The organism is Mycobacterium sp. OAE908, from assembly GCF_017872775.1.
Lineage (GTDB): Bacteria > Actinomycetota > Actinomycetes > Mycobacteriales > Mycobacteriaceae > Mycobacterium.
Genome location: NZ_JAGGJL010000002.1, coordinates 340,845 through 364,864, shown reverse-complemented (window position 1 = coordinate 364,864; position 24,020 = coordinate 340,845). Strand labels below are relative to the sequence as shown.

Here is a 24,020-nt window from a genome sequence, read left to right as displayed (position 1 = left end):
TTGCGTTGGCACAGAACCTAACTCACCGAGGGAACTTCGACACGATCTTGTCGGCGACGTCGGCCGCGGCGGTGATTGCGTCCTGCTGCTGCGGCTTACACGCCTGAATGTCCAGCACCACGTTCGCGGCAACTTGCAGCACGCGCTGACACGACCGGACCTGATCGCCGCTTGTCCGCGTGTACGGCAGCGCTAGCCGGTTGTCGGTTTTGGTGAGGTCGCCACTTCGCCAGCCCGGCAACACCTGGCCGTTGAGTTGGATATTCAGTGTGTGATTGCTGCACTTCGACCATCGGTCGGTCGACTCGGTGAGGAACTGCCGTGCCCCATCCGCGGTTCGGTAGGACACGACCGATTGCACGACGAGGAAGTTCCAGTTGTCGGTGTCGGGTACCCGAACCAGTTGTTGGCGCACCGATTTCCAGTGACTCGACTCGTAGATCGGCGCCTCGTTGACCTGCCAGACGCCCAAACAGTTGATGTTGGGCAGCAGGTTGCGATGATCGCCCATCTGCGAGACGGGCGTATGCGAGACCATCCCGTTGGTGCCCACGATCGCGTTCAGTTCATCGGCAGTGGCGAGCGACGCGGTCAATGCGGAGTCAGGAACCAACTTCGGTTCCGACGCACCCGAAGCCGCCCCATCGCAACCGGCAAGGACCAAGCTGAGCAGCGCCCCAAAGACAAAGTGTTTCACCGAATTACGCGTGCGTCCCGGCGTTGGCGCAGGCCTGCTGAACCTGTTCGGCCTGGGCGTTCATCTCGGTGGCCGTGCTGTTGAGGCTGTCGCCGGGGATACGCAGTCCCATCTTCACAAGTAGCTTGCTCGCGCCGAGCGACCAAATCCGCATCGGGTTCGCGATCGACGGGTCCAGGCCCGGCGTCTGCGCCGCCTGCATGGCCACGGCGGCGGACTGTCTCAGCGCAGTCCGACCGGTGACATTGCTGGTGTCGACGGCGGGGTCGGCGTAGTCGGATCCCTCGAAGCTGTCGGCGAACTCGCCGTAGTAACTCGAGGACGTATCCAGCACCTGGGCGAATGCGTCACAGGCCTGCAGCGCGGCGGGGTCGGCATTGTCCGACGTGGGGCCAGCGGCGACCTGAATCGGACCCGCCCCCTGCCCGTCGACGGTGTAGTCGTCAGCGAAAGCGGTTGGGGCGAGCGCCAGTCCGATGCCCAACGCGAGAACGGACGCGGCAACGCTTCGTTCACGGGCGTGGAATGCCTTCAATGTTCTCCTCCAAGGTTGTCGGTCTCGCAGCCTCGCTGAGTTTGCGTTGACCCGCTGGCACGCGTTGCACCGGCCAGCCAAACCCACGTCGACGAGCCCCGTCCAGTCTCGAGGGCAATAAGCAACGCGACCTACGGTCAATCGCCAAAGTGTCCAATTGGTTAACTACCGGCCAACGGCCGATATCTAGTTGCAGTCCATCGGCTTTCGCGCGCCTGTGAGGAGGATTACATCTGTCTGTGGTCTGGACAAGAGTGCATGTCACAAGACGCCGATTCGATGGGAACCGGGCGCGAACTGTTTGCGGTGTGTTCACCGTTTGGAAACCCCACCATTAGAGGCTCCCTCGCGACACATCCGTTACAGATCCGTTGTGTTCAGACCACGAGAGGCGCTATCCCAACCATGTTGAATCGCTTTGCCATGTTGGCATCCGTCTGCGTCGCGATACCCGTCGCGGCCGTCGCGCCCCTCGCGCAGGCCGACCCTCCTCCGCCGTCGGATCCGGCCGTGCCCGTGAATGCCACCAACCCGCTGCCGCCGGAGGGCGCCGTTCCGTCAGGTCCTCCCGGAGTGCTCGACACGCCGGACGGCTGGCACCTCGAGGTGGTCGGCAGCAATGAGACGCAGCTGCCCGTCGCTCCATTGACCACCGCGATCTCGTCGCGCGAGTACCTGATCGCAGGCACCTTCGTCGGCAAGATCACCGGCGGCGGCAAGACGAAGCTGACCGGCGGCTCGATGGAGGCCGGCGAGCAGATCGGTTGCGGCATCATCTCCGACGAGACGGAGATCAACCCCGGCGCCAGCTTCACGCCGAGCATCAACCTGCCGTTCACCAAGGCGTCCGGCGCCTTCGGCATCAGCCTGCAGGGCAAGGTGTACCTGAAGCCCGGCACCGTCACCACCGTCGCGATCGACAAGAAGTCGTTCAAGGGCACGACGACCCGCATCACGATCACGGGCGTCCGGATCAAGACCGACCAGTGCGCCGGCCAGTCCTTCATCCGCTCGTACGCGACGCTGACGAGCTCGACCGACAACACCGACGACGTCATCACCTACCTCGGCGTCACCAAGGCCGTTTAACCCCAGTCGAACTCGAACGAAAGAAAATAATGGTGAATCGCTTTGCTGCACTGGCTGCCTGCTCGCTGATCCCGCTCGGGACGGCGTCGATCGCTTCGGCGGACCCCGGCGACGACGGACCGCCACCGGACAACGGCGTGGTCGCGTCGGCCGAACCGGGTGTGGTGACGTCTCCCGACGGTTGGGTGCTGACCGTAGTCGCCAAGGACGAGACGCAGTTGCCCGTCGCACCACTGACCACTGCGGTGTCGTCGCGCGAATACCTCGTCGGCGGCACCTTCACGGGAACGGTTACGGGCAGCGGTAAGACGAGCCTGAACGGTGGCACGCTCGAGGCCGGTTACCAGATCGGTTGCGGCATCGAGCTCGGCCAGGTGCGTCTGATCGGCCAGGTCGGTATCGGTACCTCGGGCTCGTCGATCCCCGGTGCGAACCTGCTGCCCACCGGTTTGTCGTTCCCGATCTCGGGCACCATCGAGATCCACGCCAAGCCCGGCACCGTCTCGACCGTCACCGTCGACAAGAAGACGTTCAAGGCCGCGCCCGTCCGCGTAACGCTGAAGGACACCCACATCAAGGTCGACGGTTGCGTCGGTCAGTCCTTCCTGCGGTCCTACGCGACGCTGACGAGTTCGACCACCGACACCGACGACGTGGTGGCCTACTACGGCGTGACCAAAGCCGTCTGACGTCGGGCATGGATTCGAGCCGAAAGAGATTGGCAGTCGCGAACATCGCGGCCGCCGGATTGATCACGGTCGGTGTGGCGGTCGCCTTCTCGGCGACCGCCGCTGCCGACCCGCCACTGCCACCGGATCCGGCTCTGCCGGTGCCCGGCGCACCCGAGCCTCCGCCTCCCCCTGGGCCACCCGTGCCGGTGTTGGGTGCGCCGCTGGGCCCGCAGGGGCTCGACGTGTTGGCGCAGAACGGGCAGGACCAGAACCCGGCTGCACTAGGCGCCCCGCCGATTACCGGTCTGGACCAGACCACGGTTCTCGGCCAGAACGCGGTGCCGTCGGCGCCGGGTGCGGGCCCGGGCGTGGTGCCGAACCTGAACCCGTTCAACAACGCATACGGGCCGCAGCAGTGCATGGTGCCCTCGGCACCGGGCAAGTGCGAGCAGTTCGACGTCGCTCCAGGCGATGAGAACAACGACGTCACCCGTCGCGAGTGGCTGGGCCGCTACATCGACATGTACCGCGCAGGCATGCTCAAGGGCGGACTGCTTGGGCAGGTGCCGCAGGAGCAACTCGGCGAACCGCTGCCGGGTACCGCGCCACCGCCGGGAACCAACATCCCGCCGGGCTTGGTGCAGTTCCAGCCTGACCCGCCGCCACCGCCCGGCGCGCCGCCGCTGGTGCCTCCGCCGCCGGGCTGAGTGACTGCCGTGTCCGTTTTCCGCCAGCGTCGGAGACCTGCACGTTCATAGCGTCGGTGCCATGCAAACCGACGTCATCTCCGAACCCCGCGCACCCGTCCTCTCGACACCAGTCGTTTGTTTCATGGCGCTGGCGGCCGCACTTGGCACCGCAAGCATCTATCCGCTGCAACCCGCCATCGCCGATGTCGCGGGGTCAATGCATGCGTCGCTGGCCACAGTTGGCATCGCGTTGGCGTGCGGACCGCTCGGCTACCTGATCGGCCTCGCCCTGCTGGTTCCGCTGGTCGACCGGTTCTCGCCAAGGCACGTGTTGTCAACGCAATTCGGCGCGCTGGCCATCGCGCTCGGCGTCAACGCCGTCGTCGGCACACCGTGGCTTCTAGCCCTTGTTGTCGGAGTGATAGGTGCCGGATCGTCCGTCGGGGCCCAATTGAGTTCCGTTGCAGGACGTTTCGCAAATCCGCTGCGGCGGGCCACGGTTCTGGGCATCGTCACCGCTGGGATCTCGGCAGGCATCCTCCTGGGACGGATCGTCGGCGGCTGGCTGAATGACGAGATCGGCTGGCGCGGAATGTTTCTCGTCTTCGCCTCGGCCTGCGCCATCGTTTCGGTCGCTGCGCGCTTCGTGCTGCCCGATGCAGCAGGCAGCGTAACCGCGGGATACCTCGCATCCCTTCGCAAACTGCCCGGCCTGTACGTCCGTGTGGCAGCGCTTCGGCTCGCCGCCTGCCGCGGTGCCTTGTGGTTCTTCGCGTTCTGCTCGGTGTGGGCGGGCCTTGCGGTCGCACTGTCCCAGCCGCCGTTTTCGTATTCTTCGGAGCGCATCGGCGTTTACGCCTTCGCGGGACTGCTCGGCATCGTCGCGACCCGAGTGTCCGGCGCCTCGACCGACAGGGTCGGCGCACGACGGGTGATACTCGTCGGGCTCGTCATCGCATTGGCCGCCACCGTGACGCTGGCTGTCTGCCTGTCGAATGCAGCCGTCACACTGGCCTGCCTCGCCCTGTTCGACGCCGGCCTGTTCGCCGCCCAGGTCGCCAACCAGAGCACTGTGCTGGCGATCGATCCCACGGCACCGGCCCGGTTCAACAGCGCCTACATGCTCGTCTACTTCGTCGGCGGCACGCTGGGCACCGCATTCGGCGCGGCGGCAGTCGGATGGTTCGGCTGGCCCGCCGCCACGGCCGTCGCCGCCTGCGCCATCTCGCTGGCGATGACGATCACCGCGGCCGCTCGCTCGAAAAGCCGGTCATTAGGCTGAGGTCCGTGTCCGATCCAGTACTGATCCAGGTCGACGAGCACGTCGCCGTCATCACGGTCAACGACCCCGAGCGCCGCAATGCCGTCACCGCCGAGATCTCGGCGGCCCTGCGCGCAGCGGTCGACGCCGCAGAAGCCAACCCCGACGTGCACGCCCTCATCGTCACCGGGGCAGGCAAGGCGTTCTGTGCAGGCGCCGACCTGACAGCGCTCGGTGCCGCAACCGAGGACGGTCTGCGCGTCATCTACGACGGATTCCTCGCCGTGGCCAACTGCGCGCTGCCGACGATCGCAGCGGTCAACGGTGCGGCCGTCGGCGCGGGTTTGAATCTGGCGCTGGCCGCCGACGTTCGAATCGCCGGTCCAGCAGCGCTTTTCGATCCGCGCTTCCAGAAGCTCGGCATCCATCCCGGCGGCGGCGCCACGTGGATGCTGCAGCGCGCCGTCGGCCCACAAGTCGCCCGCGCCTCACTGCTTTTCGGCATGCGCTTCGATGCCGAGGCCGCGGTGCGGTATGGATTGGCGCTCGAGGTCGCCGACGATCCCGTTGCGGCCGCAAGGAAACTCGCCGCCGGACCGGCGGCCGCACCCCGGGACGTCGTCATCGCAACGAAAGCCTCCATGCGCGCGACTGCCAACCCCGGTGTCATGGACACCGAGCAACACCGCATCGCCGTCGACACCGAGTTGGGGCCGCAGGCCACCTCGATCACATCCCCGGAGTTCGCCAAGAGGTTAGCCGCCGCGCAGCGAAAATGACCCAACCGTTAGAAAAGCCGCCTACGCTGCTATCGGGCCGGGTCACCAAAGGAGCGGGAAATGAAGAAGCTGGCAGCTGTGCTGTTCACAGCAATGGGGATGGCTGTTGTGCCGGTGGTGGTCGCACCGGCGGCCGACGCGGACATCTGCGCGGGTGCACACGGACGCCATGTCGGGGTGGGCGGCTGCACGAACATCGCCGGTGACGTGGCGACCGGGGTCGCCATCGCGGCGGCCACCGATCCGTACATCCCCGGCGAGATACCGTGCTACACGGTCGAGGGCGTGCCGTATTACACGCCTCCTGGCGACCCCTGCTGATCAGAGGTCAAGCAGCGCCACTCCCGGCGCCTCGATGAGCTCGCGTAGCTCGCCGAGGAACGCCGCCACCGCTGCGCCGTCGACGATGCGATGGTCGAATGCGCATGTCACTGACATCGTCGGGCGCACAACGACTTCGCCGTCCACGGCGACGGGTCGTGGCTTCAGCGATCCCATCCCCAGGATCGCCGCCTCCGGATAATTGATCACAGGAACGCCCTCATCCAACCCGAGTGCGCCGAAGTTCGACACCGTGAACGTCGAGCCCTGTAACTCCGCCGGTTTCAGCGTGCCTGCCCGCGCCTCGCGGATGAGTCGCGCGACCGTCGTCGCCAACTCCCGGGTGGTCTTGTCCTGCGCATCGCTGACGACGGGCACCAGCAGTCCTCGCGGCGCGGCCACGCCGAACCCCAGGTGCACCGCGGAATGCAAATGAAGCTGCGGACCATCAGTGGTGTCGACCCATGTCGAATTCAGGTGGGAGTGATGCTGCAGCGCGATCGTCAACAACCGCAGAGTCAACACGAACGGCGTGATCGGCGACGTCTCGTCTGTGCTGTCACGCAACCGGTCGCGCAGTCGGATCAGACTCGAACAGTCGACCTGTACACCGGCGTGCGCGTCAGGTATCTGACTGCGCGACAACGTCATCCGGTGTGCCATCTCGGCCTGTACGCCGCGCACCGCGACCATCTCAGGGGTCGGCGCCGATCTGCCCGCAGCGGCGAGCACATCCTCGCGCGTGATCACTCCATCCGGCCCGCTGCCGGCCACCGCCAAAAGGTCGACGTTCAGTTCGGCCGCCAGCTTGCGCACCGGCGGCTTGGCCCGTGGTCGCTCACCGACGGATCCGCGTCTGCTGCTGTCCATCTCGTCGTCGGCGCCGTAGCCGACCAGCACTGGTTTGCGCTTCGGCCTTTCGTTCTGCGGCGCCGCTGCCGCCGGGGCGTCGGTGGCGATGCGGACCAGCATCGTGCCGACGTTCAAGGTGTCACCCTCGGCGCCGCCGAGTTCGACGACCCTGCCGGCATACGGACTGGGAATCTCGACCTCGGCCTTGTTGGTCTCGACCGTGCACAGCGTCTGATTCAGTTCGACGTCGTCGCCGACCGCGATGCTCCACCCGGTGATGGTCGCGTCTTCGAGACCTTCGCCCAAGTCAGGGACGAGAAATTCCTTGACCTGAGTTGAAAACTCTTCGCGCGAGCGCTCATCGCCGCTCATGGCTGCCTCATCGCCCGCTCGACACAGTCCAGCAGCCGATCCGGACCCGGCAGCCACAGCTTCTCCAGCCTGGCCGGCGGATAGGGCGTGTCAAACCCGGTGGCGCGCAACACCGGTGCCTCCAGGTCGTAGAACAGCTCTTCCTGAATGCGGGCGGCCAATTCGGCGCCGAAGCCCAGAGTGCGCGGGCCTTCGTGCATCACGATCGCGCGACCGGTCTTGCGCACCGAGTCGGCGACGGTGTCGAAGTCCAGCGGGTTCAGCGACCGCAGATCAACGACCTCGAGGCTCCAACCGTGCTGCTCGGCAAGTTCGGCCGCACTGAGCGCGGTGGCGACCAGCGGCCCGTACGTCGCCACCGTGGCATCCGACCCGACGCGACGCACCGCCGCGCGTCCGATCGGCAATGCGGGCGTGTGCGTGTCGACGACCTCTCGTGTCCAGTACCGCCGTTTCGGCTCGAGGTAGATCACCGGATCGCGGCTCACGATCGCCTGCCGCAGTAGCCAATACGCATCCGACGGCGTCGACGGCACCACGACCTTCAGTCCCGCAGTGTGTAGCCAGTAACTCTCGGTGGATTCCGAATGATGCTCCACCGCGCCGATCCCGCCGAACGACGGAATGCGGATGGTCACCGGCATGTCGACGTCACCGTGGGTGCGCATGCGGTACTTGGCCAGATGGCTGACAATCTGGTCGAACGCAGGCGCCGCGAACCCGTCGAACTGGATTTCGGGGACGGGCAAGAAACCCCGGATCGCCAATCCGATCGCGATCCCGACGATGCCCGACTCTGCTAACGGGGTGTCGAAACACCGTTGGTCACCGAAGGTTTCGGTCAGCCCTTCGGTCACGCGGAACACGCCGCCGAGAGTGGCGACGTCTTCGCCGAACACCAACACTCGGTCGTCGGCCGCCATCGCGTCATGCAGGGCGCGGTTGATCGCTTGGGCCATCGTCAGCGTCGGCGCGGTAGGCACCGTGGTCAGCATCGGTCCCCGCGGTTCGGGTACGTCGTCGCCGTGCATCGGGGGCCGCTCGATGATCTGAGTCATGTCAGGCCTCCTTCGCCAACTCGTCGCGCAGTTGTTCGCGTTGTCGAACCAGGTCTGGGGTGATGTCGTGATACACCGTGTCGAACATCTCGCCGACGTCGAAATCGTCTGCGCCGACGACTGATTCGCGGAGTTCGGTTCGCACCCGCTTCGTCCTGGCCGCGACACGCTCCTCCAGCCGGTCGGTCCACACGCCGATGCTCTGCAGATAGGTGCGGTACCGATCGATCGGATCCAGCGCAGCCCAGTGCGCGACTTCCACGTCGGAGCGGTAGCGCGTCGGGTCGTCCGACGTGGTGTGCGGACCCATCCGATACGTGATGGCTTCGATCAGCGTCGGGCCGCCACCGTCGCGGGCCCGCTTGGCGGCCGCTGCGACCACTGCGTAGCAGGCCAGTACGTCGTTGCCGTCGACGCGAATGCCCGGCATCCCGTAGCCGATCGCCCTGTGCGCGATCGATGGCGCCGCCATCTGGTGACTGACGGGCACCGAGATCGCCCAACCGTTGTTCTGGACGAAGAACACACAGGGCGCGTTGAAGACCGCCGCGAAGTTCAGCGCCTCGTGCGCGTCGCCCTCGCTGGTGGCGCCGTCGCCGAGGAACGCCAGCGTCACGGAGTCCTCGCCCAGCCGCTGGGCGCCCATCGCAGCCCCGACCGCGTGCAGGCCGTGGGTGCCGATGGGGATGGAGATCGGCGCACAACAGCGCTCGGTGAAGCCGAGTCCGCCGTGCCACTTGCCCCGCCACACGGCGCCCATCTGCGCCGGCGTGATACCGCGCAACAGGAACGCACCGATCTCGCGGTATTGGGGGAACAACCAGTCGGTCTTGCGCAGGCATGCTGCGGCGCCTATTTGCGCGGCCTCCTGGCCACGGCAGGAGGCGAACAGCGCCAGTTCGCCCTGGCGTTGCAGGTTGACGAATTCGCTGTCGAGGCCACGTGTGACGACCATCAGCTCGTAGAGCCAACTCAGTGTTTCGGGCGGCAAATCGCGGCTGTAGCGATCCTCGGCTGTGGGTGACCCGTCGGGGTCCACCAGCCGGATCGGCGCGAGCTCGACGCTCGCAGCATCCGCAGCCGGCTGCACAAAAGGCAGAGCCATAACGCCTCCTTCAGGTCTCAGTCGCGGCATGTTTCGCCGTTAGACCGTGAGGTGCTCAGCGCCAAGACGATCAGAGCAAACCCCTGGTGAGGGGCCGTCTGACAGCTACCGGGGTGTGGAGCTGGTCAGACCGTGCGCTCTGCTCGCCCCAACACTGGGGCAATTTCCATTATGCGCTCGAACATCCGTCGCGCCCGCTGAACAGCCACCGCCTGCGGGACGTGTCGCCCTCAGTACTGCCGGTCTACCGCTGACCCGGTGCAAGCGCGACGATCCGTTCCGCCCGCCGCAGCACGGGGGCGTCGACCATCAACCCGTCGTGCTGGAAGACGCCACGCTCGTCGGCCACCCGCGCAAGTACGGCCCGAGCCCATTCGACCTGCTCGGGCGTGGGCGCATAACCGGCGCGGATGACGGCCACCTGCGACGGGTGGATCGCAACCTTGGCATCGAACCCGACGGCCACCGCATCGTCGACCTCCGCCGCAAGGCCGTCGAGATTCTTGATGTCGAGGTACACCGAATCCAGCGCCATCCGACCGTATGCCTTGGCCGCGAGGAGGGTTTGCGAGCGGACATGTCGCGCCACCTCGCGATAGCTGCCGTCCGGATACCGGTTGGCGGTGCCACCGAGCACCGCGAAGAGGTCTTCAGCGCCCCACATCAATGCCAGCGAGTTGTCCATCCGCGCTAACTCGTTGACCGCCAACGCGCCCAGGGGCGTTTCGATCAAAACCACCACATCCAACGGTGCGAGGTCACGAATCTGTTGCGGGTCTTCGGTTTTCGCGAGCATGACGGTCGTGTAGGCCGTGCTCTTCAGCGCTTCGAGATCGAGCTGGTGGTCCGGGGTGGCGCTGGGGTTTATGCGCACGACGGTGCGCTCGGGATCAAGGGGCGTCTCGATCAGCGCCTTGCGGGCCGCTTCGCGGTCCTTGGCCGCGACGCCGTCCTCGAGGTCGAGTATCACCACATCGGCTGCCGCGGCGGCCTTTTCGAATCGCTCCGGGCGATCGGCCGGGCAGAACAACCACCCCGGCCCGGTGTGCGTGAGCGCCATCATTCCTCCGGCTTCTTGCGCACCATGGTTTTGCGTGATGCAGTCGCCACGATATCGCCGTGCTGATTGCGTCCGGTGTGCGCGAACGTCACGATGCCTTCGCCCGGGCGGCTCTTGGACTCCCGCTTGTCGGTGACCTCGGTCTCGGCGTACAGCGTGTCGCCGTGGAACAGCGGCTTGGGGAAGGCGACGTCGCCGAAGCCGAGATTGCCGACGATCGTGCCCTGCGTCAGCTGCGCCACCGACAAGCCGACCAGCGTCGACAGGGTGAACATCGAGTTCACCAGCCGCTGATGAAACGGCGGCAGCGCGTCAGAGAACGCGGCGTCGAGGTGCAGCGCCTGGGTGTTCATCGTCAGCGTGGTGAACAGGACGTTGTCGGCCTCTGTGATCGTGCGGCCGGGCCGGTGCTGATAGAGCACACCTGTCTCGAACTCCTCGAACCACAGCCCGCGCTGAACAACTATGCGCTTGTCGCTCACAGTCCCGCCTCGCGCGCGATCAGCATCAGCTGCACTTCCGTTGTCCCCTCACCGATCTCGAGGATCTTGCTGTCGCGGTAGTGGCGCGCGACTGTGTACTCGTTCATGAAACCGTAGCCGCCGAACACCTGGGTGGCGTCGCGGGCATTGTCCATCGCAGCCTCGCTGGCCACCAGCTTGGCGATCGCCGCTGCCTTCTTGAACGGCTTGCCCGCCAACATGAGTGCGGCCGCGTCGTAATAAGCCGTGCGGGCGGCGTGGGCCCGCGCCTCCATCCGCGCAATCTTGAACGCAATGGCCTGGTAGGTGCCGATCGCAGCACCGAACGCCTCGCGCTCCTTGGCGTATTTCACGCACTCATCGACACAGCCCTGCGCGGCGCCAACAGATAACGCCGCGATGGCGATGCGGCCCTCGTCGAGGATGCGCAGGAAGTTGGCGTACCCGCGGCCGCGTTCGCCGAGCAGGTTCTCGGCGGGCACCCGGACGTCGTCGAACGACAAGGGATGGGTGTCCGATGCATTCCAGCCCACCTTGTTGTACGCGGGCTCGGCGGTGAACCCCTCGGTGGGCACCGGCACCAGAATCGACGAAATCTCCTTGCGGTCACCGGCATCACCGGTCACCGCGGTGACCGTAACCAGCTTGGTGATGTCGGTGCCCGAGTTCGTGATGAACTGCTTGGAGCCGTTGATGACCCAGTGTCCGTCGTCCAGCTTGGCCGTGGTCTTGGTGGCGCCCGCATCGGTGCCGCCGCCGGCCTCGGTCAGTCCGAACGCGCCGAGCGCCTTGCCACTTGCCAAGAGCGGCAACCATTCCTGCTTCTGCTCCTCATTGCCGAACCGGTAAACGGGCATCGCGCCCAGCGACACACCAGCCTCCAGCGTGATCGCCACGCTCTGGTCGACCTTGCCGAGTTCCTCGAGTGCCAGGCACAGCGCGAAGTAGTCGCCACCCATGCCGCCGTACTCCTCGGGGAACGGCAGACCGAACAGCCCCATGTCGGCCATCCCCGACACCACTTCGTACGGGAACGAGTGCTCCTCGTCGTGCTTGGCGGCGACGGGAGCCACCACACTGTTCGCGAAGTCGCGCACGGTCTTGGCGAGTTGTTCGTAGTGATCCGGCAGCAACCCGGTAGCCAGAAAATCAGACATCAGCTTCTTCTTTCGTATCTGCGGTGATCCTGGCCAGCGGCTGGCCCACCTTGACCTGGTCGCCGACGGCGACGAGTAGTTCGACGGCGCCGTCGACCGGCGCGGACAATGCGTGCTCCATCTTCATGGCCTCCACGGTGACGACGACCGTGCCTGCCGCCACGCTCTGGCCGTCCTCGACACCAACGGCCACAACGGATCCGGGCATCGGGCTGGTCAACTCGGCATCACCGCTGAGCTCGTCGTCCGGCCGCACGGGTGCTTCGCGGACTTCCTCGAGCATCGCGGTGTGCCCGCCACCCGACAGCCAGATCTGGCCGTCCGTCACCGCCACGAGGTACCCGGTGCGCAGACCGTCGAGCGTAACGGTCAACCGGTCGCCATCCAGAGATGTTGTGAGCGATCGTTTTTCGCCACCCTCCACCTGCGCGGTGGCCGCTGCCGGGGTGCCGGTCAGATACACGTGATCGGTGCGCTCGCCGGCGTGCAGCCGAACTATCGTTGGCGCGCGCTGCCCCACGCGCCAGCCCGACGGCACCTCCCACAGATCGCTGACGTGCGCCGGCCACAACCTCAGCCACTTGTAGGCCGCAGCGGCGATCAGCTCGTCGTCGCCAGGCTCGAACGCGACGTAGTCCGGGGTGCGACGGTCCAGCAGCCCCGTGTCGAGGCGGCCGGCGGCGACATCGGCGTCGGCGAGCAGGAAGCGCAGGAAGTCGATGTTGGTGGTGACGCCGAGGACCGCGGTATCCATCAGCGCGCGGTCCAACGCACGCAGAGCGGCGGGCCGGTCGGCGGCGTGCGCAATGACCTTGGCCAGCATCGGGTCGTATTCGCTGCCGATGACCATGCCGGCCGCAAGGCCGGAATCCACCCGCACACCAGGCCCCTCGGGCTCGGCGAGGTCCAGCACATCGCCGCCGGTGGGCAGGAAGCCGCGCGCGGGATCCTCCGCGTATACCCGCGCCTCGATGGCGTGGCCGTGCATCGCGATCTCGTCCTGCGCAACCGGCAGCTTCTCCCCTGCCGCGATGCGCACCTGTAGCTCGACCAGATCGACGCCGGTGACCATCTCGGTGACGGGGTGCTCGACCTGAAGGCGGGTGTTCATCTCCATGAAGAAGAACTCGTCGGGCCGGTCGGCGGAGACGATGAATTCGACTGTGCCCGCGCCGGTGTAGTCGACACTGCGGGCGGTGTCGCACGCGGCCGCCCCGATTCGCGCCCGGGTCGCGGGGTCGAGCAGCGGCGACGGTGCCTCCTCGATGACCTTCTGATGCCGCCGCTGCAGGCTGCACTCGCGCTCACCGAAGTGAACGACGTTGCCGTACCCATCGGCGAGCACCTGTACCTCGATGTGCCTGGGATTCAACACAAACCGTTCGAGAAACAGCGTGTCGTCGCCGAATGCCGACGCGGCCTCGCGACGCGCACTGGCCAGGGCGGCGGCTAACTCCGTGGCCTCGTGCACCACTCGCATGCCCTTGCCGCCACCTCCGGCCGACGGCTTGACCAACACCGGATAACCGACCTCGTCGGCGCCGGCTATCAAGTCGGCGTCGGTCAGTCCTGGGCGGGACACGCCAGGCACGACCGGCACGCCGAACGCGGAAACCGCGGCTTTCGCGGCGATCTTGTCGCCCATCGTCTGGATCGCCGTGGCGGGCGGCCCGATGAACACAATGCCTGCCGTTTGGAGCGCCGTGGCGAATTGTGCGTTCTCCGAGAGGAATCCGTATCCGGGATGGACGGCCTGCGCGCCGGTGCGCTTCGCGGCGTCGACAACGGCCTCGATGTCGAGGTAGCTCTGGCGGGCGGGCGCGGGCCCGATGTGCACCGCGACATCCGCCTCGGCGACGTGGCGGGCGCCGGTGTCGGCATCGCTGAACACCGCGACCGAACGGATCCCCATCGCGCGCAAGGTGCGAATGACTCGCACCGCGATCTCGCCACGGTTGGCCACCAATACTGTGTCAAAGCTCATCAGTCACATCCTGAAAACGCCGTAGGAGACCGACTCGAGCGGCGCCTGTCCGACGATCGAAAGCGCAAGCCCCAGCACTGTTCTGGTGTCGGCGGGGTCGATGACTCCGTCATCCCACAACCTGGCTGTCGAGTAGTAGGGGTTGCCCTGGTCTTCGTACTGCTGACGGATGGGCGCCTTGAACTTCTCTTCTTCTTCTGCGGTCATCTCACCGCGCACCGTCGCCAACACCGATGCGGCCTGCTCACCACCCATCACCGAGATTCGGGCGTTGGGCCACATCCACAGGAAGCGAGGAGAATACGCCCGCCCACACATCGAGTAATTCCCCGCGCCGTAGGAGCCGCCGATCACGACGGTCAGCTTCGGCACGCGTGCACAGGCCACCGCGGTCACCATCTTGGCGCCGTGTTTGGCGATGCCGCCTGCCTCGTAGTCACGGCCGACCATGAAGCCGGAGATGTTCTGCAGAAACAGCAGCGGCGTGTTGCGCTTGTCGCACAATTCGATGAAATGTGCACCCTTGAGCGCGGATTCGCCGAACAGCACGCCGTTGTTGGCCACAATGCCGACAGGATGACCGTGGATGTGCGCGAAGCCGGTGACCAGCGTGCTGCCGTACTCGGCCTTGAATTCGGCGAACTCACCGCCGTCGACGATTCGGGTGATGACCTCGTGCACGTCGTACGGCACGCGGGGGTCGACGGGCACGACGTCGTAGAGTTCGGTCTGGTCGGCGACGGCATCGACGGTCGCCCGGACGTCCCACGGCAACTCGGTCCGCGGCCCGAGGGTTCCGACGATGCGCCGCACGATCCGCAGCGCGTCGCGGTCGTCGTGCGCCAAATGGTCTGTGACACCAGAGGTCTTGGAGTGCAGATCGCCGCCGCCGAGTTCCTCGGCCGTCACTACCTCGCCGGTGGCGGCCTTCACCAGCGGCGGGCCGCCCAAAAAGATGGTGCCCTGGTTGCGCACGATGACGGCTTCGTCGCTCATGGCGGGCACATACGCTCCGCCCGCGGTGCACGACCCGAGCACGGCCGCGATCTGGGGGATCCCTTGTGCGCTCAAGTTCGCCTGGTTGTAGAAGATGCGGCCGAAGTGCTCGCGGTCGGGAAACACCTCGTCCTGGCGTGGCAGAAACGCGCCGCCCGAGTCGACGAGATAGATGCACGGCAGCCGGTTCTGGCCTGCGATCTCCTGTGCGCGCAGATGCTTTTTGACAGTGATCGGGTAGTACGTCCCACCCTTCACCGTTGCGTCGTTGGCGACGATCATGCATTCGCGACCGGAGACTCGGCCGATACCCGCGATCATTCCGGCACCGGGACATTCGTCGTCGTACATGCCGTCAGCGGCCAGCGGCGCCAATTCCAGGAATGCGCTGCCAGGATCGAGTAGGCCGTCCACCCTTTCGCGCGGCAGCAGCTTGCCTCGGCTCACGTGGCGCTCGCGGGAGCGCTGCGGGCCACCCAACGCCGCGGTAGCCAGCTTTGTGCGCAACTGGTTCACCAGCGCGAGGTGTTCGTCGCGGTGAGTACCCTGCGATGTCCTCATTCAGGACCCGTTCGTTTTGAGTTAATGACGACTAACTCGTGGTATGTTAGTCACGATTAACCGAGTTGTCTACAGGGGGTCCAGATGGCGGCACCTGCGACCACGCGGCGCGGCCGGGCGAAGTCCGACCGGCGCAGCCAATTGATCGCCGCGGCCGAACGCCTCGTCGCTGAACGGGGTTATCTGGCTGTGCGCCTCGAAGACATCGGCGCCGCCGCGGGGGTGAGCGGCCCGGCGATCTACCGGCACTTCCCCAACAAGGAGGCGCTGCTGGTCGAGTTGTTGGTCGGGATCAGCACGCGGCTGCTGGCCGGCGCCACGGCGGTCGTCGAGAAGGCGGGCGATGCCGCGGATGCGTTGGACGGCCTCATCGACTTCCACTTGGACTTCGCGCTCGGAGAGTCAGATCTGATCCGCATTCAGGATCGCGATTTAGGCCACTTGCCACCGTCGGCCAAGCGGCAGGTTCGCAAGGCGCAGCGGCAGTATGTCGAGATTTGGGTTGACGTGCTCCGGCGCTTGGACGACACGCTCACCGACGCCGACGCCCGCTTGATGGCGCATGCGACGTTCGGGTTGTTGAACTCGACACCACACAGCGTGAAACCCGGTGGCGCAAAAGCGGCCGAGGCCAGCTCGCGTGCCGTCTTGAGGGCAATGACGGTCGCCGCGCTGACCTCGGCCGCTAGTGCCGAGCGTTAATACCAGACTCTCCTACCGCCGACCGGCCGTCCGACGGATCCGAGGATCCAGAACACCGCGCCGATGACGATCAGCACGACGCCGATGTACGTGAGAACCGAGATGCCGAAAAGCAGCCCAAGGATGAGCAGAATAGCTCCCAGGACAATCATGGCTTACTCCATTTCTTTGAATTGTTAACTGCCAGTTGACTACTGGCTGGGCTCGGGAAGGTTGCAGTTCGTCACCTTTGGGTTGACCCCTGCATAGTTCAAGGGACCGACGACGACCGTCAGCGCGATGGTCCCCGCTGTCGCGCAATTGTTTTCAGAATCTCTGAAGTAATCGCGTTGGTAAGCGGCGAGCACCCCGATCAACAACCAGACGAGCACGATGACGCCGAGAATTCCGCCACCTCGCATGCTTCGCCTCCATCCGTGTAGTGCGCCACCCTGGCGCGCAGCACGGTTTACCCGGCAGACAATTTGTCCAAACCTTTGGCCAGCTACGGATTGATCACGAAATCCGGGCAGGCGCGAACGCCGCAGTGAGCCAGTCGTTCATTGCGCTGACCAGCACAGAACGGTTCTCGCGCCGGACGATTTCGTGGCCGTCGTCGTCGAACACGAGGAGTTCGACCTTGCGGCCCAGCGCACGCAACGCGTCGTACATTTGCTGCGATTCGGTTGGCGGCACATTGGTGTCGTTCAGGCCGTGCACCAGCAGCAGTGGCGCAGTCAACGCGTGCGCGCGCAGCAGCGGTGACAACCGGTCGAGCAACTCGCGGTCGCCGACCGGATGGCCGTACTTGGGATGAGCCGCCGCCGCAATCCACGGTTCGGTGGTGCGGTACCAGGTGTTCAAGTCACTCATCCCGCAGATGCTGATTCCCGCGGCGAACAGATCGGGATGAAAGGCAAGCGCCGCCTGGGTCAGGTACCCGCCGTACGACCAGCCGCAGCACGCGATGCGATCGGCAGGGGCGACACCGGATTCGACGAGATAGCGTGTCGCGTCGGCCACGTCGTCGATGGCGGCGAACCGGCGCTCCTTGTCGTCGGCGTGCATGAACGTCCGGCCGAATCCACCGGAACCGCGCACGTTCGGAAGAAACACTGCGATGCCCGATTCCAAAAGGGGCGGAAAGAATTCGTTGTAGCCGGGTCTGCCCTGGCCCTCGGGGCCACCGTGCAGGAAGATCATCGCGCCGACCGGCTGGATGCCCTCCGGCGGACGGAACAACCAGCCGCTGAACTCGAGGCCGTCTCGGGCGGTCATGATCTCGAGCGTCGGGTCGGCGGCGACGGGGCCGCTGCTCGGCTCCCTGTCCACGGGTTCCCATTCGCGGGTGCGGGGGTCGACCAGCTCAACCGTCGGCGGCATCGACGGACCCTCCACCGTCATTGCGAGCATGGAGCCGCCCGCACTGATGCTCAACTCACTGGCCACCATGCCCGGCAGTGGGATCGGCTCGTGCAGAGTGTTGTCCGCGAGTTCAAGAATTTGTAACTCGCTGGCGCCGTTGATGTTCCACAACATCGCAACCGTTGACAGATCGTCACTGACGGTGAACTCGTCGAGCTCATGGCCAGACCGCTCGGCAAGCACCTGATAGGTCACCCCGTCGGGGGTGGCGGTGACCTCCAGCAGACGGGCGTGCTCGGCACCGTTCTCACTGCGGATCAGGGCACGTACATATCCTTCCGTGCTGTTGACGCCGTAGGTCTTCGCCGGATGGTAGAGCTCGGTGAGTTCACCCTCCAGTCCCGCCCGCAGCCGTCGTGGGCTGTGGTCGTCGAGGATGATGCCCGCGTCAGTGGTCGACCCGGGATCGTATGGCAGCAAAGCGATTTCGGTCAGACCGCGCAGCATGATCAGATCGCGGTAGCCGCGCGGGCCGACCCGCACCAGTGTCGCTCCGGCCCACGCGTCGACCAGCCTGCCGCCCGAGCGGCGGTCGAGCACCACAGTGCTGCCGTCGGAGGGGTCGATCAGGCATGAGCTGCCGATGCCGTCCTCACCGGTGAGGATAGCGGCGACTTGTGTTCCGTCCCAAGCGATCAGCTCGGCGGTGCCTTCCTGCACTCCGTCGGGCCAACGATCGATCCGACGGGCGTCACGGTCGTCGGGATCGGTTGTCACGACCCAGATCTGGCTTCGGGTAGCACCCTCGGGCGCGACCTCGCACGCCAGCCAGTGGCCGTCGGCGGAATGCAGGACTCGGGTGACTGCGCCCTCGACTGGCAGCTCGACGTCGCGTGATGAACTGGCTCGCCAACCGCGCAGGAACCGCTGCACCGCACGCGGGAAGCCGCCGTCGTCGACGAGGTGGGCGAACGCGGTCGCGTCCGGCGACATCGACGCGCCGTAGACCCGACGAACCTGCGTTCCCACCGCATCGATTCTGCCTGCTTCACCCGCCCGAGTCGGACCGACACCGGCTAGGCCGAGGTGAGACCTGTCTGCGGCGGCCTGAGCGGCTGCACAGGTACCCTGCAGCCATGAGGTGGGAATGACCGATTCACCACGCCGCGACGGGCCCGAACCCTTCGGCGACAGCTATCCCGGATACACCGATCCGGCATATGCGAGCCAGGCGCCCTACGGCCCCACCTATCAGGCACCGGGCGCGCCCCCGCCCACCGAGCGGCTGTCCGCCTATCCCCCGTATGGCTACGACGCCTACGCAACCGGCCAGTACGGCCCACCGGGGGGCCCGCCGCAGCCACCTGAGCCCGAGGGGCCGAAGTCCCCGCGCTGGTTGTGGATAGTCGCGGCCGTCGCGGTCCTGACTGTGATCGGGCTGGTCATCGCGCTGGTGATCGTGAACAGCTCCAAGCAGGAAACCGTGGTCGCGCCGCTGCCCTCGGTGCCCGAACCGACCTCGACCCGGCCCGTCCCGACAACGACGCGGCCGACCATCCCCGTCTTTCCGCTACCGACGCCGCCCAGCACGCCGTCGACAACGGGTCCGTCGACGACAGGCACCCCTGGCGCCACCGAGACCGTCGTCTACGACGTGTCCGGCGACGGCCGGGCGATCAACATCACCTACGTGGACACCGGCGGCGTGTTGCAGACGGAGTTCAACGTGATGCTGCCGTGGAGCAAGGAGGTCCAGTTGGCCCAGTCGGCCAAGGACTCCGCAAGCGTCAGCATCATCAACGTCGGCCGCGAAGTGAGCTGCTCGATCTCGGTCAACGGCGCGCAGGTGCAGCAGCGCACCGGCTCAGGCCTGACGATCTGCACCGCGGTCGGCTAAACGGTGACCGCCCGTCGCGGCACCTGCACGGCGACCATCGCGAGAAAGCCCGCGGCCAACACCAGCATCAGACCGGCGATCCCGGCGCGATCGGCCCCGAAGATCGCGACGAATGTGGAGAACAGGAACGGCGCGAGCGGCGCGACCGCGCGGCCGGTCATGGTGTAGAGGCCGAACGCGACGCCTTCCTTGCCTTGGACAGTCATTCGCAGCAGCAGCGTGCGCGCCGAGGCCTGTGTCGGTCCGATGAACAAACACAGCAGCAGCCCGCACACCCAGAAGGCCGCGACGCCGGACAAGGACATCAGCGTGATGCCGACGACGATCATCGCCGCCAGCGAGCCGAGGATCACGGTCTTGGAGCCGACGCGATCGTCGAGCAGGCCGCCGAGCACCGCCCCGGCCGCGGCCACCACATTGGCGGCGATGCCGAACAGCAGCACGTCGGCCGACGAGACGCCGTAGACGTTGACCCCGAGCACGGCGCCGAAGGTGAACACGCCGGCCAGGCCGTCGCGGAAGACCGCGCTGGCGAGCAGGTAGTAGACGACGTTGCGGTCCCGCCGCCACTCCGCGCGCAGGTCCGACCACAACTTGCGGTACGCGCCGAAGACACCGGTCGCGGACCGGGTTTGCGGTTCGAGGTCGGCGCGCGGCGGCACAATCAGCACGGGAAGTGCGAACACGGCCATCCAGGCCGCGGTGAGCAGCATGGCAGCGGGGACGTTTTGACTACCGCCGGACATGAAGCAGGCGTACACGATGACCAGCAGTGCCATCGTGCCGATATACCCTGCGGCCCAACCGAATCCGGATACCTTCCCGTAGGTCGCCGGTGTCGTCAGCTGTCGCAGCATCGCGTTGTAGGGAACGCTGGCCAAGTCGTTGCACGCAGCGGTGAACCCAAGAAGCAGCAAGCCGACCGACAGGTAGCGGGCGTCGTCGCGGATCAGGCTCATCGCCGCCGTCAACGCCACCACCATCGCGGTGAGCACGCCGAGCGTCTTTCGTCGCCGGTGCGGCGCGTCGACCCAGACCCCGGTGATGGGCGCGAGCACGGCGACTGTCGCGCCGGAGAGAAACAGCGCCCAGCCGAGCAAGCTCGCCGGGGTGGTGCCGCCCGGCAGGTCGTCGCCGACGGAGCGGGTCAGGTAGACGGAGAACACGAAGGTCACGACGATGGCGCCGACGCCGGTGGAGCCGCAGTCCCACAGTGCCCACGCCAGCACGCGCAACCGGCTCATGAGCGCCCACGATATAGTCCGGCGCATGCCAGTCCCCGCTCCCAGTGCGGATGCCCGTGCCGTCGTCACCGGTGCCTCGCAGAACATCGGCGAAGCGCTGGCCACCGAGCTTGCCGCCCGTGGCCACCATCTGATCATCACCGCGCGCCGCGAGGACGTGCTGCGAACGTTGGCCGATCGGCTCACTCAGCAGTACGGGGTGACCGTCGAGGTGCGTCCGGTTGACCTGGCCGACCCTGCCGAGCGCACCAAACTGTGCGACGAGCTTGCGACGCGCAACATTTCGATTCTGTGTGCGAACGCCGGGACCGCGACGTTCGGCCCGGTCGCTTCGCTGGATCCCGAGGCGGAGAAGGCTCAGGTACAGCTGAATGTCCTTGGCGTACATGACCTTGCGCTCGCCGTGCTGCCCGGTATGGTTTCGCGGAAGTCAGGCGGAATCCTGATTTCCGGTTCGGCGGCCGGCAATTCGCCGATTCCGAACAACGCGACCTACGCCGCCACCAAGGCGTTCGCCAACACGTTCAGCGAGTCGCTGCGCGGCGAGCTCAAGAAGGTCGGCGTCCACGTCACGCTGCTCGCGCCGGGCCCGGTCCGCGAGACGCTGCCCGCCGAGACCGAGCAGTCGCTTGTCGAGAAGCTGATCCCCGACTTCCTGTGGATCTCGACGGAGTACACCGCGAAGATTTCGCTGGATGGCTTGGAGCGCAACAAGATGCGCGTCGTGCCGGGCGTGACGTCAAAGGCGATGTCGGTGGCGTCGGGCTACACGCCGCGGGCGATCGTGACGCCGATTGTGGGCGCGGTCTACAAGAAACTCGGCGGCGGCTAGTTCCCGTTAGCGGCGGCGACGGCCGGTGCCGAAGATGCTGCGGGTGATCTCGCGGCCGATGACTGTGCCGGCCGATCGCATGGCGCTCTTGAACGCCGGGCTGGCCATCATCTTCTCCAGCACGCCTGGCTCGGCGCCATCGCGCGACTTGACCTCGCCCTCGGCGCTGGCCGGAGCGGGCGGCTCCCCCACGGGTGGCGGTGGCGGCGCGGGGGCATCGGCAGGCGGCGGTGCGACCTTGTTCTGCAGAATCTCGTAGGCCGACTGCGGGTCGATTGTCTGGCCGTACTTTCCTTGCAGCGCACTGGCTTTCGCGGCCGCGGCAATCGCATCGTTGCCGATGGCGCCCATCAGCGAACGCGGCGAACGCATCCTGGTCCACGCAACGGGCGTCGGCGCGCCCTTCTCCGAGAGCACTGTCACAATCGCCTCGCCGATCCCCAGCGACGTCAGCGCGTTCTCGAGGTCGTAGACGTCGGTCTTCGGATAGGTGCGCACCGTCTTGGTGAGCGCCTTCTGATCGTCGGGGGTGAACGCGCGCAGCGCATGCTGGATGCGCGCGCCGAGTTGGCTGAGCACGTCGTTGGGCACGTCGGTTGGCAGCTGCGTGCAGAAGAACACGCCGACGCCCTTCGACCGGATCAGTTTCACCGTCTGCTCGACCTGCTCGAGGAATGCCTTCGAGGCGTCGGTGAACAGCAGGTGCGCCTCGTCGAACATGAAGACCAGCTTGGGCTTGTCGATGTCGCCGACCTCGGGCAGTGCGGTGAACAGATCGGCGAGCACCCACATCAGGAAGGTCGAGAACATCACCGGGCGGGTGGCCTGATCGCCCAGTTCGAGCAGCGTGATGACGCCGCGGCCCTGCGCGTCGGTGCGCATCAGATCGCTGGGCTCCAGCTCCGGCTCGCCGAAGAAGGTGTCCGCACCCTCGGCTTCCAGGTTGATCAGCGCCCGCAGGATGACGCCTGCCGTGGCCGCCGAGACGGCGCCGATCGCCTTGAGCTGTTCCTTACCTTCGTCGCTGGTGAGGAACTGGATGACGGCGCGCAGATCCTTGAGGTCGAGCAGCGGCAACCCCTTCTGGTCGGCCCAATGGAAGATCAGCCCGAGCGTCGACTCTTGAGTTGGGTTGAGCCCCAATACTTTTGACAGCAGGATCGGGCCGAAGCTGGTCATCGTCGCGCGCACGGGAACGCCGATGCCCGAGGTGCCGAGGGAGAGAAACTCCACGGGGAACGCTGTGGGAGCCCACGAATCGCCGGTGTCCTTGCTGCGCTGCTCGATCTTCTCGCCTGCTTCGCCGGGCCGCGACAGCCCGGACAGATCGCCCTTGATGTCGGCCATCACGACGGGCACGCCGGCCGCGGACAGCTGTTCGGCGATCACCTGCAGCGACTTCGTCTTGCCGGTGCCGGTGGCGCCCGCGACGAGGCCGTGGCGGTTGACGGTGGCCAGCGGGATCCGCACCTGCGCCGTCGGGTCACAAACCCCGTCGACGACGACGGCACCCAATTCCAATGCGGGCCCTTGGGTGGCATAACCTGCGGCGATCTGCTGGGCGGGGGCGGCTGTCGACTCCGTGGTCATGGCCGGAACATTACTGGGACGCGCGCTCGCCGGGTGGGTGTCGGGCGCCGCTTGTCGGCCGACGGCTTAATGTTGCCCCTGTGCGTGACGAACTGGTGTGGATCGACTGTGAGATGACAGGCCTTGACCTCAAGGCCGACCGGCTCATCGAGATCGCGGTGCTGGTCACCGACGCCGAGCTGAACATTCTTGGCGACGGCATCGACGTGGTGATCCACGCCGACGACGCTGCGTTGTCGTCGATGATCCCGATCGTCACCGACATGCACACCCGCTCGGGCCTGATCGAGGAGGTGCGTGCGTCGACTGTCGACCTCGCCACGGCCGAGGAGCAGGTGCTCGACTACATCCGTAGCCACGTCAAGCAGGCCAAGACCGCTCCGCTGGCCGGCAACTCGATCGCCACCGACCGCGGCTTCATCGCCCGTGACATGCCCAAGCTCGACGACTTTCTGCACTACCGGATGATCGACGTCAGTTCGATCAAGGAGTTGTGCAGGCGTTGGTATCCGCGCATCTACTTCGGCCAGCCGGAGAAGGGGCTGGCACACCGGGCGCTGGCCGACATCCACGAGTCGATCCGCGAGCTGCAGTATTACCGTCGCACGGCGTTCGTACCGGCGCCGGGGCCGTCGACCAGCGAAATCGCGGAGATCGCTGCTGAGCTCGGCCCCCCGATCGGCGCCTCGGGCGATATCGATTCGGCTGCGGAGCGCCCTAGCGGCTAATATCAACGGCGCCG

General features: G+C 66.3%; 25 protein-coding genes. 10 read left to right on the top strand and 15 right to left on the bottom strand.

Translation table 11 applies throughout. The annotated features are described in order from the left end of the window. Positions 1-22 precede the first annotated feature (22 nt). Positions 23-697: a sensor domain-containing protein gene (locus J3E61_RS26945; protein WP_210085951.1), complete on the bottom strand. Its 675-nt coding sequence runs from the start codon at positions 695-697 to the stop codon at positions 23-25. Between the two features lie 4 nt (positions 698-701). Further along, positions 702-1,232, bottom strand: a complete 531-nt coding sequence (locus tag J3E61_RS26940) for a hypothetical protein (protein WP_210085950.1) — start codon at positions 1,230-1,232, stop codon at positions 702-704. Between the two features lie 405 nt (positions 1,233-1,637). Here J3E61_RS26940 and J3E61_RS26935 point away from each other — a divergent pair, with 405 nt between their 5' ends. The 6 genes from J3E61_RS26935 (at position 1,638) to J3E61_RS26910 (ending at position 6,042) form a co-directional block, all read left to right on the top strand. After that, entirely contained in the window at positions 1,638-2,321 is a 684-nt protein-coding gene (locus J3E61_RS26935; protein ID WP_192723496.1) for an MspA family porin, read from the top strand. Between the two features lie 26 nt (positions 2,322-2,347). Continuing rightward, a complete protein-coding gene (locus tag J3E61_RS26930; RefSeq protein ID WP_210086711.1) occupies positions 2,348-3,010 on the top strand; it encodes an MspA family porin in 663 nt (220 codons plus the stop codon). 8 nt (positions 3,011-3,018) lie between these two features. After that, complete coding sequence (locus J3E61_RS26925; RefSeq protein ID WP_210085949.1) at positions 3,019-3,699, top strand: hypothetical protein; 681 nt, start codon at positions 3,019-3,021, stop codon at positions 3,697-3,699. Between the two features lie 124 nt (positions 3,700-3,823). Then, positions 3,824-4,963: an MFS transporter gene (locus tag J3E61_RS26920; protein WP_210086710.1), complete on the top strand. Its 1,140-nt coding sequence runs from the start codon at positions 3,824-3,826 to the stop codon at positions 4,961-4,963. A 5-nt stretch (positions 4,964-4,968) separates the two neighbouring features. After that, positions 4,969-5,721, top strand: coding sequence for an enoyl-CoA hydratase (locus tag J3E61_RS26915; RefSeq protein WP_210085948.1), 753 nt, complete (start codon positions 4,969-4,971; stop codon positions 5,719-5,721). Positions 5,722-5,781: 60 nt separating this feature from the next. Then, positions 5,782-6,042, top strand: coding sequence for a hypothetical protein (locus tag J3E61_RS26910; protein WP_192723499.1), 261 nt, complete (start codon positions 5,782-5,784; stop codon positions 6,040-6,042). Here J3E61_RS26910 and J3E61_RS26905 read toward each other — a convergent pair whose 3' ends face one another. From J3E61_RS26905 to J3E61_RS26870, 8 genes are all read right to left on the bottom strand, one after another. Further along, entirely contained in the window at positions 6,043-7,266 is a 1,224-nt protein-coding gene (locus tag J3E61_RS26905) for a 2-oxo acid dehydrogenase subunit E2 (protein ID WP_210085947.1), read from the bottom strand. It lies immediately after the preceding gene. Next, positions 7,263-8,324 carry an alpha-ketoacid dehydrogenase subunit beta gene (locus J3E61_RS26900; protein WP_210085946.1) on the bottom strand — a complete coding sequence of 354 codons (1,062 nt, stop codon included), beginning with the start codon at positions 8,322-8,324 and terminating at the stop codon, positions 7,263-7,265. The genes J3E61_RS26905 and J3E61_RS26900 overlap by 4 nt, the downstream gene beginning before the upstream one ends. Position 8,325: 1 nt before the next feature. Then, the gene (gene pdhA / locus J3E61_RS26895; protein ID WP_210085945.1) at positions 8,326-9,429 is read right to left on the bottom strand and encodes a pyruvate dehydrogenase (acetyl-transferring) E1 component subunit alpha; all 1,104 of its coding nucleotides are present in this window, start codon (positions 9,427-9,429) and stop codon (positions 8,326-8,328) included. A gap of 244 nt (positions 9,430-9,673) precedes the next feature. Beyond that, complete coding sequence (locus J3E61_RS26890) at positions 9,674-10,489, bottom strand: HpcH/HpaI aldolase/citrate lyase family protein (RefSeq protein ID WP_192723503.1); 816 nt, start codon at positions 10,487-10,489, stop codon at positions 9,674-9,676. Then, positions 10,489-10,971, bottom strand: a complete 483-nt coding sequence (locus tag J3E61_RS26885; protein ID WP_210085944.1) for a MaoC family dehydratase — start codon at positions 10,969-10,971, stop codon at positions 10,489-10,491. The genes J3E61_RS26890 and J3E61_RS26885 overlap by 1 nt, the downstream gene beginning before the upstream one ends. Beyond that, on the bottom strand, positions 10,968-12,128 hold the full coding sequence (locus J3E61_RS26880; protein ID WP_192723505.1) for an acyl-CoA dehydrogenase family protein: 1,161 nt from the start codon (positions 12,126-12,128) through the stop codon (positions 10,968-10,970). The genes J3E61_RS26885 and J3E61_RS26880 overlap by 4 nt, the downstream gene beginning before the upstream one ends. Continuing rightward, the gene (locus J3E61_RS26875; RefSeq protein WP_210085943.1) at positions 12,121-14,112 is read right to left on the bottom strand and encodes an acetyl-CoA carboxylase biotin carboxylase subunit; all 1,992 of its coding nucleotides are present in this window, start codon (positions 14,110-14,112) and stop codon (positions 12,121-12,123) included. Before J3E61_RS26875 ends, J3E61_RS26880 begins: the two co-directional genes overlap by 8 nt. A 3-nt stretch (positions 14,113-14,115) precedes the next feature. Continuing rightward, on the bottom strand, positions 14,116-15,669 hold the full coding sequence (locus tag J3E61_RS26870; protein WP_210085942.1) for a methylcrotonoyl-CoA carboxylase: 1,554 nt from the start codon (positions 15,667-15,669) through the stop codon (positions 14,116-14,118). An 84-nt stretch (positions 15,670-15,753) separates the two neighbouring features. Between J3E61_RS26870 and J3E61_RS26865 the strand changes: the two genes are divergently transcribed. Next, positions 15,754-16,371: a TetR family transcriptional regulator gene (locus J3E61_RS26865; RefSeq protein WP_192723507.1), complete on the top strand. Its 618-nt coding sequence runs from the start codon at positions 15,754-15,756 to the stop codon at positions 16,369-16,371. Here the strand turns inward: J3E61_RS26865 and J3E61_RS26860 are convergent. The 3 genes from J3E61_RS26860 to J3E61_RS26850 all read right to left on the bottom strand — a co-directional run bounded on the left by J3E61_RS26860 (position 16,368) and on the right by J3E61_RS26850 (position 18,708). After that, a complete protein-coding gene (locus J3E61_RS26860) occupies positions 16,368-16,523 on the bottom strand; it encodes a hypothetical protein (protein ID WP_192723508.1) in 156 nt (51 codons plus the stop codon). The genes J3E61_RS26865 and J3E61_RS26860 overlap by 4 nt on opposite strands. A 39-nt stretch (positions 16,524-16,562) precedes the next feature. After that, on the bottom strand, positions 16,563-16,772 hold the full coding sequence (locus tag J3E61_RS26855) for a hypothetical protein (protein ID WP_192723509.1): 210 nt from the start codon (positions 16,770-16,772) through the stop codon (positions 16,563-16,565). Between the two features lie 94 nt (positions 16,773-16,866). Beyond that, positions 16,867-18,708, bottom strand: coding sequence for a S9 family peptidase (locus J3E61_RS26850; protein WP_210086709.1), 1,842 nt, complete (start codon positions 18,706-18,708; stop codon positions 16,867-16,869). A gap of 154 nt (positions 18,709-18,862) precedes the next feature. Here J3E61_RS26850 and J3E61_RS26845 point away from each other — a divergent pair, with 154 nt between their 5' ends. Then, entirely contained in the window at positions 18,863-19,612 is a 750-nt protein-coding gene (locus J3E61_RS26845; protein WP_210085941.1) for a hypothetical protein, read from the top strand. On the opposite strand, the gene J3E61_RS26840 is transcribed toward J3E61_RS26845, so the two are convergent. Continuing rightward, the gene (locus tag J3E61_RS26840; RefSeq protein ID WP_210085940.1) at positions 19,609-20,856 is read right to left on the bottom strand and encodes an MFS transporter; all 1,248 of its coding nucleotides are present in this window, start codon (positions 20,854-20,856) and stop codon (positions 19,609-19,611) included. The genes J3E61_RS26845 and J3E61_RS26840 overlap by 4 nt on opposite strands. Before the next feature lie 25 nt (positions 20,857-20,881). Here J3E61_RS26840 and J3E61_RS26835 point away from each other — a divergent pair, with 25 nt between their 5' ends. After that, positions 20,882-21,688 carry an SDR family oxidoreductase gene (locus J3E61_RS26835; protein WP_210085939.1) on the top strand — a complete coding sequence of 269 codons (807 nt, stop codon included), beginning with the start codon at positions 20,882-20,884 and terminating at the stop codon, positions 21,686-21,688. Positions 21,689-21,694: 6 nt separating this feature from the next. Here the strand turns inward: J3E61_RS26835 and J3E61_RS26830 are convergent, their stop codons facing one another. After that, positions 21,695-23,278: a DUF853 family protein gene (locus J3E61_RS26830; RefSeq protein ID WP_210085938.1), complete on the bottom strand. Its 1,584-nt coding sequence runs from the start codon at positions 23,276-23,278 to the stop codon at positions 21,695-21,697. An 80-nt stretch (positions 23,279-23,358) separates the two neighbouring features. Between J3E61_RS26830 and orn the strand changes: the two genes are divergently transcribed. Further along, complete coding sequence (gene orn / locus J3E61_RS26825) at positions 23,359-24,006, top strand: oligoribonuclease (RefSeq protein WP_210085937.1); 648 nt, start codon at positions 23,359-23,361, stop codon at positions 24,004-24,006. Positions 24,007-24,020 lie beyond the last annotated feature (14 nt).